The organism is Actinomycetes bacterium (assembly GCA_036000965.1).
Taxonomy (GTDB): domain Bacteria; phylum Actinomycetota; class CALGFH01; order CALGFH01; family CALGFH01; genus DASYUT01.
On the sequence record DASYUT010000125.1, the window covers coordinates 26420 to 39237 of the forward strand.

Annotated in this window: 14 protein-coding genes, 1 tRNA gene and 1 pseudogene; all 16 read left to right on the forward strand. The window is 72.7% G+C overall.

What is annotated here, in order from left to right:
* Window positions 1–131: 131 nt before the first annotated feature.
* The 16 genes and pseudogenes from VG276_10860 (at window position 132) to VG276_10935 (ending at window position 12710) form a co-directional block, all read left to right on the forward strand.
* A pseudogene (locus VG276_10860) lies at window positions 132–887 on the forward strand (ParA family protein).
* On the forward strand, window positions 884–1249 hold the full coding sequence (locus VG276_10865) for a hypothetical protein (protein HEV8649878.1): 366 nt from the start codon (window positions 884–886) through the stop codon (window positions 1247–1249). The pseudogene VG276_10860 and the gene VG276_10865 overlap by 4 nt, the downstream one beginning before the upstream one ends.
* A 169-nt stretch (window positions 1250–1418) precedes the next feature.
* Window positions 1419–2732: a thymidine phosphorylase gene (locus VG276_10870; protein ID HEV8649879.1), complete on the forward strand. Its 1314-nt coding sequence runs from the start codon at window positions 1419–1421 to the stop codon at window positions 2730–2732.
* A gap of 216 nt (window positions 2733–2948) precedes the next feature.
* A complete protein-coding gene (locus VG276_10875) occupies window positions 2949–3590 on the forward strand; it encodes a site-2 protease family protein (protein ID HEV8649880.1) in 642 nt (213 codons plus the stop codon).
* 222 nt (window positions 3591–3812) lie between these two features.
* Complete coding sequence (locus VG276_10880; GenBank protein ID HEV8649881.1) at window positions 3813–4586, forward strand: ScpA family protein; 774 nt, start codon at window positions 3813–3815, stop codon at window positions 4584–4586.
* Window positions 4583–5476, forward strand: coding sequence for an SMC-Scp complex subunit ScpB (scpB, locus tag VG276_10885; protein ID HEV8649882.1), 894 nt, complete (start codon window positions 4583–4585; stop codon window positions 5474–5476). Before VG276_10880 ends, scpB begins: the two co-directional genes overlap by 4 nt.
* Window positions 5477–5858: 382 nt before the next feature.
* Window positions 5859–6569, forward strand: a complete 711-nt coding sequence (locus tag VG276_10890) for a pseudouridine synthase (protein ID HEV8649883.1) — start codon at window positions 5859–5861, stop codon at window positions 6567–6569.
* Window positions 6570–6665: 96 nt separating this feature from the next.
* Entirely contained in the window at window positions 6666–7037 is a 372-nt protein-coding gene (gene aroH / locus VG276_10895) for a chorismate mutase (protein ID HEV8649884.1), read from the forward strand.
* A complete protein-coding gene (locus VG276_10900; GenBank protein ID HEV8649885.1) occupies window positions 7034–7222 on the forward strand; it encodes a hypothetical protein in 189 nt (62 codons plus the stop codon). Before aroH ends, VG276_10900 begins: the two co-directional genes overlap by 4 nt.
* Window positions 7219–8343 (forward strand): prephenate dehydrogenase/arogenate dehydrogenase family protein, encoded by a 1125-nt coding sequence (locus VG276_10905; protein HEV8649886.1) that lies wholly within the window; start codon window positions 7219–7221, stop codon window positions 8341–8343. The genes VG276_10900 and VG276_10905 overlap by 4 nt, the downstream gene beginning before the upstream one ends.
* A 467-nt stretch (window positions 8344–8810) precedes the next feature.
* Window positions 8811–9506 (forward strand): (d)CMP kinase, encoded by a 696-nt coding sequence (gene cmk / locus VG276_10910; protein HEV8649887.1) that lies wholly within the window; start codon window positions 8811–8813, stop codon window positions 9504–9506.
* Window positions 9503–10171, forward strand: coding sequence for a lysophospholipid acyltransferase family protein (locus VG276_10915; protein HEV8649888.1), 669 nt, complete (start codon window positions 9503–9505; stop codon window positions 10169–10171). Before cmk ends, VG276_10915 begins: the two co-directional genes overlap by 4 nt.
* Window positions 10172–10332: 161 nt before the next feature.
* Entirely contained in the window at window positions 10333–11664 is a 1332-nt protein-coding gene (gene der / locus VG276_10920; protein ID HEV8649889.1) for a ribosome biogenesis GTPase Der, read from the forward strand.
* A gap of 208 nt (window positions 11665–11872) precedes the next feature.
* Window positions 11873–11947, forward strand: a tRNA-Pro gene (locus tag VG276_10925).
* Window positions 11948–12243: 296 nt separating this feature from the next.
* Window positions 12244–12471, forward strand: coding sequence for a type II toxin-antitoxin system HicB family antitoxin (locus VG276_10930; GenBank protein HEV8649890.1), 228 nt, complete (start codon window positions 12244–12246; stop codon window positions 12469–12471).
* Complete coding sequence (locus VG276_10935; protein ID HEV8649891.1) at window positions 12468–12710, forward strand: type II toxin-antitoxin system HicA family toxin; 243 nt, start codon at window positions 12468–12470, stop codon at window positions 12708–12710. The genes VG276_10930 and VG276_10935 overlap by 4 nt, the downstream gene beginning before the upstream one ends.
* Window positions 12711–12818 lie beyond the last annotated feature (108 nt).

The following is a 12818-nucleotide window of genomic DNA, read 5'->3' on the forward strand; positions in this document are numbered from 1 at the left end:
ATAGCCATAGCGACCTAGCGACGTAGCTCCGAATCTCCTTATTTGCCTAGTGCTTTATCGACATAACGATACGTCGCCCAGCTATTGGAGCGCCCCGGGAGCGGCACCGGACGCGGAGGTGTCAGGTGGGAAAGGTCATCGCCCTGGCCAACCAGAAGGGTGGGGTCGGAAAGACGACGACCACCATCAACCTCGGTGCCGCCCTGGCCGAGCAGGGACGGCAGGTGCTGCTGATCGACATGGACCCTCAGGGGGCGCTCTCGGTCGGCCTCGGGCTGAACCCGCTCGCCCTCGAGCGCACCGTCTACAACCTGCTGATGGACCCCAAGGCGGCCCCGGTGGCGGCGATCACCAGCACCAAGATCGACCGTGTCGAGCTCCTGCCCTCCAACATCGACCTGGCCGCGGCCGAGGTGCTGCTGGTCGGCGAGGTGGCCCGCGAGCAGGCGCTGGCGCGGGTCCTGCGACCGCTGCGCAGGCAGTACGACTACCTGCTGGTCGACTGCCCGCCGAGCCTCGGCCTGCTGACCGTCAACGCGCTCACCGCCGCCGACGCCGTGCTCGTGCCGCTTGAGTGCGAGTACTTCGCCCTGCGGGGCATGGCCCTGCTCATGGACACCATCGAGAAGGTCCGCGAGCGGCTGAACCCGGAGCTCGAGATCGTCGGCATCCTCGCCACCATGTACGACCCGCGGACTGTGCACGGCCGCGAGGTGCTCGGACGGGTCGAGGACGCCTTCGGCGACCGCGTGTTCCGCACCGTGATCTCCAAGACCATCCGCTTCGCCGAGGCACCGGTGGCCGGGGAGAGCATCCTGACCTATGCAGGCTCGTCGAGTGGCGCAGCCGCGTACCGCGAGCTGGCCAAGGAGGTAGCGGCGTCATGAAGGGTCGGGCAAGCCTGCCAGGGGCCGACGAGCTGTTCCGTGTCACCAGCATCGACCAGGGCCGGGGAGCCCGGGATGCCCGTGGTGCCCGGGGCGCCAAGCAGGCCGCCGCCGGCGGCCCCAAGGCCCCGCCGCCCGCCGAGCGGACGTCCAGCGGCCGGCAGCGCCACGAGGAGAAGGTCACCTTCTACTGCACCGCCGAGGAGCTGATGGACCTCGAGCATGCCCGGCTGCGGCTCCGCCGCGAGCATGGGATCGGGGTGGACCGCGGCCGCCTCGTCCGCGAGGCGCTCGCCCAGGTCCTCTCCGAGCTGGAGCGCGACGGCGCCGACGCGGCCCTGGTGAAGCGGCTGCTTGCATGACCGGGGCGGACGCCTCGGGGGCCGGTGAGCGCGAGGCAGAGGTCGCGGTTGGGCTGCGCCTCGGCGGCAGCGTGGCCGGGGAGTCCCCGGACGACTCGGGGGTGGGTGGCGGAGCCTCGGGGGTGGGTGGCGGAGCCTCGGGGGTCGGCGGCGGAGCAGAGGAGCGGTGGTGCGCGTCGTCGAGCTGATCGCGCGCAAGCGCGACGGGGGCCAGGTGCCGTCCGGCGAACTGCGGGAGCTGGTGCTCGGCTACGCCCGCGGCGAGGTGCCGGACTACCAGATGGCCGCCTTCCTCATGGCCGGCTACCTGCGCGGCTTCTCCACCGTCGAGACCGGGGCGCTCACCGCCGCGATGCTCGACTCCGGCGACCGGCTCGACCTGTCGAAGCTGTCCGGGCCGACCGTGGACAAGCACTCGACCGGAGGGGTCGCCGACGGGACCACCCTGGTGGTCGGGCCGCTGGCCGCGGCCCTGGGCATGCAGGTGCTCAAGCTGTCCGGCCGCGGGCTCGGGCACACCGGCGGCACGCTCGACAAGCTTGAGTCCATCCCCGGGTTCCGGGTCGACCTGTCCGCCGGGGAGCTGCTCGACCAGGTCGAGCGGGTCGGCCTGGCGGTCGCCGCCCAGAGCGCCGACCTGGTCCCAGCCGACAAGGCCATGTACGCGCTGCGCGACGTCACCGCGACGGTGGGCAGCACCGCCCTGATCGCGTCGAGCGTGATGAGCAAGAAGCTGGCCGGTGGGGCGGCCTGCATCCTCCTCGACGTGAAGACGGGCTCGGGGGCGTTCATGAAGGACCCCGCAGCAGCCGGGGAGCTTGCCCGCACCTGCGTCGAGCTGGGCCGGGCGGCCGGGCGGCGGACGGCCGCGCTGGTGACCGACATGGACCAGCCGCTCGGCGAGCTGGTCGGCAATGCCGTCGAGGTCCGGGAGGCGGTGGAGGCGCTACGGGGCGAGCGTCCAGGCCGCTTCCTCGACCTCTGCCTCGCGCTCACCGGCCATCTCGCGGCGCTGGCCGGGATCGCCCCAGACCCCGACGAGGGTCGCAGCGCGGCCCAACGGGCCCTCGAGACCGGGGCCGGGCTCGAGAAGCTGCGCCAGTTCGTGGAGGCGCAAGGGGGCGACCCCCGCGTCGTCGACGACCTCTCCCTGCTGCCCCAGGCTCCCGTCCACCTCGACGTGACCGCCCAGGAGGCCGGCTGCCTTGCCGGGGTCGACGCCGAAGCGGTCGGTCGGGTCGCCGCCGCCCTGGGCGCGGGCAGGCAGCGCAAGGACGACCCCGTGGACCCCGCAGTCGCCGTCGAGCTGTCGGTGAAGCTGGGCGACGAGGTGGGTGCCGGCGACCGCATCGGCCAGGTGCTGGCCAGGGATGAGACCGCCGCCAAGGCCGCCGCCCGCGACCTCGCCGCCGCGCTGCGCTGGAGCCGCGAGGCCTGCCAGGCCCCCGAGCTGATCCACGAGGTCATCGCGCCCGACGCCTGACCGGCGGTCGCCGGCTTGACTGCTGACCCGTGGTAGGTTGGCGAGAGTGCTGGTCAAGCATCAGTGCTCAAGCATCAGTGCTGCGGTCGTGCACGGTGGACCGTCAAGCAGCCCGAACCCGCGCGCCGTGGGCACTCGACCGGGGCTCGACGCGACCGCCCGGCGGCTTGCAGCGGGATCGGGTACGGATTAGCGCGCCCCCAGGAGGAGTCGTCGTTGCTATCGTCGCCGTTGTACCTGTTGCGAGACAACCCGCTGCTATTCGTGGCCTTCGTCCTCGCGGTGATCGTGGCCATCACCTTCCACGAGTTCAGCCACGCGGCCGCGGGAACGCTGCAGGGCGACGACACGGCCAAGTCGCAGGGCCGGCTCACGCTCAACCCCTTGTCGCACCTGGACCCGCTCGGCAGCATCTTTCTGATCGTCGGTGGTTTCGGGTGGGGGAGGCCAACCCCGTACAACCCGGCGCGGCTCCGCAACCAGCGGGTCGGTACGGTGCTGGTCGCTCTGGCCGGGCCGACCAGCAACTTCCTGCTGGCGATCGCGAGCGCCGTCGCGCTCCGTGTCGCGCTCTCCGCTGGCTCCGACGCGAGTAGCTTCACCGTCAACCTCCTCCTGATCTTCATCCAATTCAACGTCCTCCTCGGGATCTTCAACCTGCTCCCGATCCCGCCCCTGGACGGCTCACGGCTGCTGACGGTCTTTCTTCCCCCCTCGCGGCACGGGATCGTGGACTTCCTCGACCGATACGGCATCTTCCTGCTCCTCGGCCTGCTGATCCTTGCTCCCGGGCTGCTCACCCCGTTCGTCGCTGAGCTCGTCAGAGCGATCCTCGGGCTCGTGGGTCTGCCCTACTGACCAGCAGCGACGCGCGCCACGGTGCCGCGTTGGAGCGGTAGGCTTGCTGGCCAACGACGTGGGACCAGGGTCGGCCCAGCTGGGCAGCGCTCATGGCCGCTGCCGTATCCTCGCGGGGTCGTCGCCAGGAAGCGGGTGCGGCGTCGGACGGCCGCCGGCCTCAGCCGGCCCGTCCCCACGATCAGCGAACCGGCCTCAAGCTACGGATCGGCAGCGGACGCAATGGACTACGTGGTCAGGACCGAGGTCTTCGAGGGGCCGTTCGACCTGCTCCTGCACCTGATCGCGCGCCAGCGGGTCGACCTGTGGCAGGTCTCGGTCTCGCGCATCACCGAGGATTACCTGGCCGAGGTCAAGCGCATGCACGAGCTGAACCTCGAGGTGGCCACCGAGTTCCTGGTCGTCGCGGCGACCCTGCTCGAGCTGAAGGCAGCCCGGCTGTTGCCCGGCCCGGACGCCGACCCCGACGAGGTCGAGGCGCTGCTCTCCGAGCGTGACCTCCTCTTCGCGCGGGTGTTGCAGTACCGCGCCTACAAGCACGTCGCCGCCCTGTTCGCCGCCCGCCTGGCCGAGCAGGCGGGCTACGTGCCGGGCCGCGCCGGCGACACCGACGACCTGTTCCGCCAGATCGTCCCCGACCTGCTCGTCGGGACCGACCCCGAGGAGCTCGCCAGGCTGGCGGCGGGCGCGCTCATCCCCGTGCCCGTCCCCGAGGTGCGCACCTCCCACATCGCGTCATCCAAGCTCTCGGTCAACGAGGCCATCACCGAGCTGGCCGGTCGCGTGCGGGCCGCCGGCTCCACCACCTTCGTGGAGCTGGTGGGCAGCGGCGCCATGCCGATCGAGGTCGTCGTCCACTTCCTGGCCCTGCTCGAGCTCTACAAGCGGTCGCTGGTCGAGATCGAGCAGGTTGCGGCTTTCGGCACCATCGCCGTCCAATGGACCAGCGAGGACGATCCCGACCTGACCGACCTCGCCGTGGAGGAGCCAGCATGACCGAGCAGCACACCAGCATGACCGAGCAGCACACGGGGAGCGCCCACGGCAGCGGGCGCGCGGGCCTGGACCAGACGGCCGCCGCCGGGCCGCCCGGCCTCGACGCCGACCCTCCCGCCCACGAGGAGGCCGACCAGGCCGTTCCGGCATCGGGCGTGGGGTCCGAGGCAGCCCTGGTCGGGACGGAGATGGCGGAGACCGTCGCGTCCGAGGCGGAGCCGGCGCCGGCGCGGGAGCGGGAGCGGGAGCGGGAGCGGACGCTCGCCGATGGCGAGGAGGTTGCCGGCGACCCCGGCGCATGGCCGCCAGACGAGCTGCTCGAGGCCGTCGAGCTCGACGAGCGTGGTTGGGTGCGGCGCGACCTCGAGGCGATCCTGCTGGTCGCGGACGAGCCAGTGTCGGCCGTGACGCTCGCCGAGGTGGTCGGGGAGCGGCTCTCCCGGGTCGAGGAGCTGCTGATCGAGCTGGCCGCTGAGTACGCCCGCGACGCCCGCGGCTTCGTGCTGCGGGCGGTGGCCGGGGGCTGGCGGCTCTACACCCATCCAGGCGCTCGGGACACGGTGGACGCGTACGTGCAGGCAGGGCAGCAGAGCCGCCTGACCCGCGCCGCCCTCGAGACGCTGGCGGTGATCGCCTACCGCCAGCCGGTGACCCGGTTCCAGGTCGCCGCCGTGCGCGGCGTGAGCGTCGACGGCGTGTTCCGCACCCTGCTGGCCCGCGGTCTCATCCGTGAGGTGGGCAGGGACGACGGCCCCGGGCAGGCCATGCTCTACGGCACCACGGCCGCCTTCCTCGAGCAGCTCGGCCTGAACACCCTCGACGAGCTGCCACCGATCAAGGATTACCTGCCGGAGGGCGTCGACCTCACCGATCTGCAGGACCAGCTATGAGGGTCCACCAGTGAGTCCTGGCGACCGGCGCCCGGGCCGCCGCCCGAAAGGCGGGCGAGCGCCTGCCCAGCCCCCCCGCAACCGCCGCCAGGCCGATGGCGGCAAGGCCGATGGCGGCAAGGCTGGTCGCGGTCAGCCCGGTCGCGGTCAGCCCGGTCGCGGTCAGGCGCCTCCCCGCGCCGCCCGAGGCCGTACCCGGGATGGCGAACGCCGGGAGCGGGCGCCGGGCGACCACAGCCGCCGCGCCGCGCCCGGTCAGGATGCCTCGGGTGAGGAGGCACCAGCGCGGCGCGCCCCTGGCCGCACCGGGAGCGGCCGAGGGCTGCAGCCAGCACCCGCCCCGGGCGCCCGGGGGCGCGCCGAAGAGGAGGCCCCTGGCCTGGTGCGCCTCAACAAGGTGCTGAGCTCGGCGGGCCTCGGCTCGCGGCGGGCGGTCGAGGAGCTGGTGCTGGCCGGACGGGTGTCGATCGACGGCCGCACCGTCGTCGACCTCGGCCGCCGGGTCGACCCGGAGCGCGACCGGGTCGAGGTGGACGGCTCCCGCGTCGTGGTCGACCACCGGCGCCGGTACTGGCTGCTGAACAAGCCGACGGGCGTGGTGACGACCAGTGCCGACCCGGAGGGGCGGCCGACGGTCGTCGAGCTCGTCCCCGACCACCCGCGCGTGTTCCCGGTGGGGCGGCTCGACCGGGACACCGAGGGGCTGCTGCTCCTCACCAACGACGGCGACCTGGCCTACCGGCTCACCCACGCCCGGTTCGGAGTGGAGAAGCGCTACCTGGCCGAGGTCGAGCGGCTCCCGGCGGGCGCTCTGGCCCGCCTGCGCGACGGGGTCGAGCTGGAGGACGGTCCTGCGCGCGCCGAGCGCGCGCGCGTGGTCGCCGCGTCGGCACGGCGGCAGATGGTCGAGGTGGTCATGGTCGAGGGACGCAACCGGGAGGTGCGGCGCATGCTGGACGCCGTAGGCGCTCCCGTCCGCCGCCTGGTCAGGACCGCGGTCGGCCCGATCCAGCTGCGGGGCCTGGCTCCGGGCGAGCACCGGGCGCTCCGCCCCGAGGAGGTGCGCGCCCTGTACCGGGCGGTCGGCCTGTGACCGGCGCAGGCGAACGATTTATCGATATATCTATGAAGCCATGAAGCGCTCTGTCAACGAACGCGAGGAGTCGATGGCTCGAGACGGAGGGAACGGATGAGCGGCGAGCGGCTGGTGGCACTGCGAGGCGCCACGACGGTCGACGCCGACGTCCGGGAGGCGGTCATCGAGCGCACCAGCGAGCTGCTCGTGCAGTTGCTCGACCGCAACGGCGTCGGGCACGACGACCTCGTCTCGATCATCTTCACCGCTACCGACGACCTGGTGAGCGAGTTCCCGGCGGCGGCCGCCCGCGCCCTCGGCATGGGGGACGTGCCGTTGCTGTGCGCGCGCGAGCTCGGCATCGCCCATGGCAACCCGAGCACGGTCCGGGTCATGGTGCACTGCTACTCCACGCGCGCCCGGGCCAGCCTGCGCCACGTCTACCTGCGCCAGGCCAGCCACCTCCGCGACGACCTCCCGGGATGAGCGCCACGACCTTGCTTGGAGCGCCGGTCACGCATCGGCGCCGTGGCCGTGCACGCCGGGCCGTCGGGGAGCTGGGAACCTGCGCGCTGTGGGTGCTCGGCTGGCGCTCCAGCCAGCGGCCGGAGCGCTGCGCGCTGTGGGTGCTCGGCTGGCGCTCCAGCCAGCGGCCGGAGCGCTCCGGATGACGCCGGCCCAGAGCGCCCGCTGGCCGCACCGACTCGCCATCATCGGGACCGGTCTGCTCGGCGCCTCGGTCGGCATGGCCGCCAGAGCGGCCGGCGTGCCCGAGGTGATCGGGATGGACACCGACCGCCGCGAGGTGCGCCTGGCGATGGACCGCGAGGCCATCACCGCGCGCGCCCGCTCTGTCGAGGAGGCGGCCGAGGGGGCGGACCTCGTCGTCGCAGCCACGCCGGTCCGCGCCCTGGCTGCCGTCCTGGCCCGGGCGCACGTGGTCAACCCCACAGCGGTGCTCACCGACGTGGGCAGCACCAAGGCGCACCTTCTGGTTGAACTCGAAAAATCCTCCACAGAACTCGGCCGCGTGATCCCGGGCCACCCGATGGCCGGCTCCGAGGAGCGGGGCGCGCAGGCCGCCCGGGCCGAGCTGTTCCACGGCGCCGCATGGGTGCTGACCCCGGCGGCCCAGGTGGACCACGGGGCACTGCGGAGGATGACCGGGTTCGTGCGCGCCCTCGGCGGCCGGCCGCTCATCCTCGACCCCGAGCTGCACGACCAAGTGGCCGCGTTCGCGAGCCACCTGCCCCAGCTGACCGCCACCGCGCTGATGGGCGCGGTGGCTCAGGTGGAGGCCCCCGCCGCCCTGCGCAGCCTGGTCGCGAGCGGGTTCCGCGACACCACCCGCGTCGCCGCGAGCGACCCCGACCTCTGGGTCGACATCTGCACCACCAACGCCCCCAGCATCGTAGTCGCACTGGACACCTTGACCGAGCGGCTGCTGGCGCTCAGGGAGTTGGTGGCCGCGGGGGACCGCGACGGCCTGCGCGAGGCGCTCGCCACCGCGCGCAACGCCCGTCTGCGCATCCCCACCAAGCCGGGCGCCTCCCCCCGCGGGCTGCGCGAGGTGGTCGTGCACATCGCCGACCGGCCGGGCAGCCTGGCCGCCGTGTTCCGCGCCCTGGGCGCCGCCGGGGTCAACGTCGAGGACCTCGCGATCGACCACGAGCTCCAGGGCGGCAGTGGAGCCCTCCGTTTCTGGGTCGCGGGCCGCGACACCCTGGCGCTGGCGCTGGCCGCCCTGTCCGCTGCGGGCTGGCATGCCCACGAGGGCACCGGCACGGCGTGACCCGCTCCCTCGGCCCAGGCTCGAGAAGGTCCTCCGAAGTCGACCAAGCACTCAGGCGCTTTGTCGATATGTCGCTTATATGTCTGGACTCTCCCGGGTTCCGGCGCGGCTCTCCGAGCTACCCAGGTACTCATGAATCATCAACAACGGCGATCAAGCAACAACGGCTCTCCGAGCTACCCAAAGGTACTCATAAATCAATCAACAAGTAGACAAAGAGAGACGGAGATGGCTGAGGCTGCGGGGCCTCCGCGTACCGCCTGAGCTGTGATTGCCCGATCAGCCACCAGGTAGACTCTCGAGGTGCGCCGCCGGCCGGCGGCGCGATCCCTCCCATCCCGCTTCGGAGCTGTCGTGCCGCCTGTCCCGTCACCGAAGCACCCGCCCCGCCCACGGCGGTCCTGCTGCTCAGCGACCGGCCGCGCCCCCGGCCGCCGAGGAGGTCGCATGATCGCCGAGGAGGTCGCATGATCATGGAGGAGCTGGACGAGGGCCAGCACACCCATGACGACGTCGTCGTCGCGATCGACGGCCCGGCTGGGTCGGGCAAGAGCACGGTCGCCCGGGCGGTCGCCGAGCGCGTGGACCTGCGCCACCTCGACACCGGCGCGATCTACCGGGCGCTGACCCTCGCCCTGCTGCGGCAGGGCGTCACGCCCGAGGACGCCGACGCGGTCGCCGTGGCGGCCAAGAGCGCCGACCTCGCCCTCGAGCTGGCCCCGGGCCGCTCGGGCGCGGTTCGGGTCCTGCTCGACGGGTCCGCGATGGGGGAGGAGCTACGCTCGGCCGAGGTGAGCAGGGCGGTCTCGGCGGTCTCGGCCGTGCCCGCCGTGCGCGAGCAGCTCGTCGCCTTGCAGCGCGCGGTCATCAGCCTGGGCGGGATCGTGGCCGAGGGGCGCGACATCGGCGCAGTGGTGTGGCCGCAGGCCGAGGTGAAGGTCTTCCTGACCGCCGACGCGGCCGAGCGGGCCCGTCGCCGGGCCGACGGCGAGTCGGCCGAGGCACTGGCCCGGCGCGACCGCCTCGACAGCGACCGGGCCGCGTCGCCGACCCGGGCAGCCCCGGACGCCCTGGTCATCGACTCGACCGGCCGCGAGGTGGGCGACATCGTCGAGGAGGTCGTCGACCTGATCGCCTCGGCCAGGGCCGGAAGGGACCGGTGACCACGGCGAGCGCGGATCGTGGTTACCGGACGGCCGCGATCGTCATGAAACCACTCATGCGGGCCTGGTTCCGCATCCGGGTGGAGGGTGCCGAGCATCTCCCCTCCACTGGTCCGGTCATCCTGGCCGCCAACCACCGCAGCAACGTCGACCCGGTCCTGCTGGCGTGCGCGATCGAGCGGCCGGTGTTCTTCATGAGCAAGGCGGAGCTGTTCTTCTGGCCGCTCGGGTCGATCCTGCGCTGGATCGGCCAGTTCCCGGTCCGCCGGGGTGGCGCCGACCGGGAGGCGCTGCGCCAGACCGCCGCGGTGATCGCCCGAGGTGACATGCTTGGCCTGTTCCCCGAGGGCAGCCGGGGAACAGGCCGGTTCGACACCGTCCACCCCGGCCTCGCCTACGTCGTCCTGCGCGAGCGCTGCCCGGTCCTTCCCGTGGCCATGCTCGGCACCGAGCGCGTGCGGCGGCGCACCGGCTGGCTGCCGTTCGCCACGCCGGTGCGCGTCGTGGTCGGACCACCCATCGCGCTGCCCGACCCCGGCGCCGGTCGGACCGGCCGGCGGGCGGCAACCGAGGCGCTGCGCCAGACCCTTCAGGACTTCCTGGCCGGCGTGGAGGGCCGCCGTACCATGGAGGGGCCGCCAACCGATGAAGTGATAGATCAATGAATCGACAAAGCAATCCATCTACGTCCGCGGCGGCCAGCCCGGGCCCGGACCCGGCCGGCGGCCGGGGAACGCCTGGTCCCGCGCCGGCCGGCGGTGGGGGGACGCCTGGTCGGGCGCCGGCCGGCGGTGGGGGGACGCCCGGCCCCAAGCCGGCCGGCCCTGTGGCCGGCGGTGGGGCGCTGCCCCGGGTGGCCGTGGTGGGACGGCCCAACGTCGGAAAGTCCACCCTGGTCAACCGCATCCTCGGTCGGCGTGCCGCCATCACCGAGGAGACGCCCGGGGTAACCCGGGACCGGGTGCCGTACGAGGCAGACTGGGCAGGGCACCGCTTCGAGCTGGTCGACACCGGCGGTTGGGAGCCGCGCGCGACCGGCCTGGCTGCCCGGGTGGTCGCCCAGGCCGAGCAGGCGATGGCCGACGCCGAACTCGTCCTGTTCGTGGTCGACGCCAGCGTCGGGGTCACCGACGAGGACGCCGCCGTGGCCGCGCGCCTCCGCCGTGGGAAGGTCCCGGTGCTGCTGGTCGCCAACAAGGTCGACAACGCGGCCGCCGAGCTGCAGACGGGCGCCCTGTGGTCGCTCGGGCTGGGCGAGCCGCTGCCGGTGTCAAGCCTGCACGGGCGCGGCGCCGGCGACCTGCTCGACGCGGCCGTCGAGCGGCTGGGCGCGCGCCGGGCCGCCGCCGACGAGCCGGCCGCCCCGGCCGTCGCCATCGTGGGCCGGCCCAACGTCGGCAAGTCGAGCCTGCTCAACCGGCTGGCCGGCGAGGACCTGGCCATCGTCGACCCGACGCCGGGGACCACCCGCGACACGGTGGACTCGGTCGTGGCCTACGACGGGCGGCGTTACCGCATGGTGGACACGGCCGGGATGCGGCGCTCGTTCCAGCGCGCCGAGGGTGCCGACTACTACGCGTTCGTGCGCAGCCTGGAGGCGGTCGACCGGGCCGACGTCGCCCTGCTCGTGCTCGAGGCGCCGGCCGGGATCGCCGAGCAGGACCAGAAGGTGGCCGTGCGCGCGGCCGAGGCCGGCTGCGCCCTGATCCTCGTGGCCAACAAGTGGGACCTGATGGACGACGAGGCTCGCCGGAGGTTCGAGCTCGACCTCGAGCGCAAGTTGCACTTTGTCCACTGGGCACCGCTCCTGCGCGTCTCGGCGCGCACCGGCCGGAGCGTCGACAGGATCTGGGGGCTGCTCGACGACGTCCTGGCCCAGCGCGACCGCCGGGTGCCGACCGCCGCCCTGAACCAGTGGCTCGGGCAGGTGACCGAGCGGACCCCGCCTCCGCCGGCCCGCGGCAAGCCGGTCAAGATCCGCTACGTCACCCAGGCCCGGGTCGCACCGCCGGAGTTCGTCTTCTTCGCGACCGGTGTGCTGAGCCCCTCCTACCGGCGTTTCCTCGAGCACGACCTGCGCCGGACCTTCGGCTTCCACGGCACCCCGGTGCGGGTGATCGGGCGGGTCAGGACGAGGGAACGCCCGGGTGAGCGGTAAGGGCCTGCGGGCCGATAACCTGGTCGTTCCAGCGCCGACACCGAGGCAAGCGGGACTCGATCTGGCCAGGACATTGGGCGGCGAGCCCTGACGGAACGTCCGGGCGAGCGGTGAGCGCCGCCGCTCGCGGCCGATCGAGCCCGGACCGGCCCGTGGTATCCTGGCGCCCGCTCCGGTTCAGGAATGTCTGCTCGCCGGATCCGCGATTCGGGACGTGGCGCAGCTTGGTTAGCGCACCAGTCTGGGGGACTGGGGGTCGCCGGTTCAAATCCGGCCGTCCCGACGATTGAATGCACAGCTCAGCGGCCCAGATGGGCCGAGCATCTTCCGCTTCGGCCCTGACGGCTGCAACCATCTTGCAACCCGGGGGTGACGCGGTGGGGCAAGCGGCGCTCACTTGCTCAGCGTGATCCTTGGTGCCGCTATGGCTGGTGGAGTTCTGCACCCTCTCTACCTTGAACCCTGAGTATCTGGGAGCACCTGGCCAGCCACGTATTCCTAGATACTCACGATCTGGAATGAACACATGGCCGGGCTACACGGCTGACTCCCGCTCAGATCCGCTGTACGCTGAACCCCATGAGCGAGTCTTCCCCGATGCTGCACCTCACCGTCGTCATCTCCCACGAGGGCGACTGGTACGTCGCCCGCTGCCTCGAGGTCGAGGCAGTCAGCCAGGGCGAGACGGTCGAGGAGGCACTCGCCAACCTCCGCGACGTCATTGAGGTCTACCTGGAGGAGGAGGGCCCACCGCCGGCCCTGGCTCCGCCCCTCGTCACCTCGATCGACGTGCCGGTTCCGGCGTGACCGGCGGGTTGCCCCGCGGCGTCTCTGGCAAGCAGACCGTCGCCGCGCTCGAACGGGCTGGCTTCCGGCCGGTGCGAACGAAGGGCGATCACCAGATCCTCAAGCACCCGACGCCACGTCCGGGCTTCTACGGGATGGTCGCCGTGCCGCTCCACCGCGAGCTTGCTGTCGGCACGCTGTCCGGGATTCTGCGGCGGATCGGGATGCCCGTCGACGAGTTCCGGAAGCTGCTCCGCTAGGCTAGCGCAGCGGGGTCACCTTCTCGAAGACCTTTCCTGGCCGGCAGGCCCGGCCCGGGGACCGGGCCCGGCGCTGTGTGCAGCCCGCCTACCTCCGCCTGGACTCCA

What these genes read in the sequence shown, in the direction of transcription:
- scpB (HEV8649882.1), top strand. Translation starts at nt 4,583, where the DNA reads ATGACCGAGCAGCACACCAGCATGACCGAGCAGCACACGGGGAGCGCC.
- VG276_10900 (HEV8649885.1), top strand. Translation starts at nt 7,034, where the DNA reads ATGAGCGCCACGACCTTGCTTGGAGCGCCGGTCACGCATCGGCGCCGT.
- VG276_10865 (HEV8649878.1), top strand. Translation starts at nt 884, where the DNA reads ATGAAGGGTCGGGCAAGCCTGCCAGGGGCCGACGAGCTGTTCCGTGTC.
- aroH (HEV8649884.1), top strand. Translation starts at nt 6,666, where the DNA reads ATGAGCGGCGAGCGGCTGGTGGCACTGCGAGGCGCCACGACGGTCGAC.
- VG276_10880 (HEV8649881.1), top strand. Translation starts at nt 3,813, where the DNA reads ATGGACTACGTGGTCAGGACCGAGGTCTTCGAGGGGCCGTTCGACCTG.
- VG276_10930 (HEV8649890.1), top strand. Translation starts at nt 12,244, where the DNA reads ATGAGCGAGTCTTCCCCGATGCTGCACCTCACCGTCGTCATCTCCCAC.
- VG276_10905 (HEV8649886.1), top strand. Translation starts at nt 7,219, where the DNA reads ATGACGCCGGCCCAGAGCGCCCGCTGGCCGCACCGACTCGCCATCATC.
- cmk (HEV8649887.1), top strand. Translation starts at nt 8,811, where the DNA reads ATGATCATGGAGGAGCTGGACGAGGGCCAGCACACCCATGACGACGTC.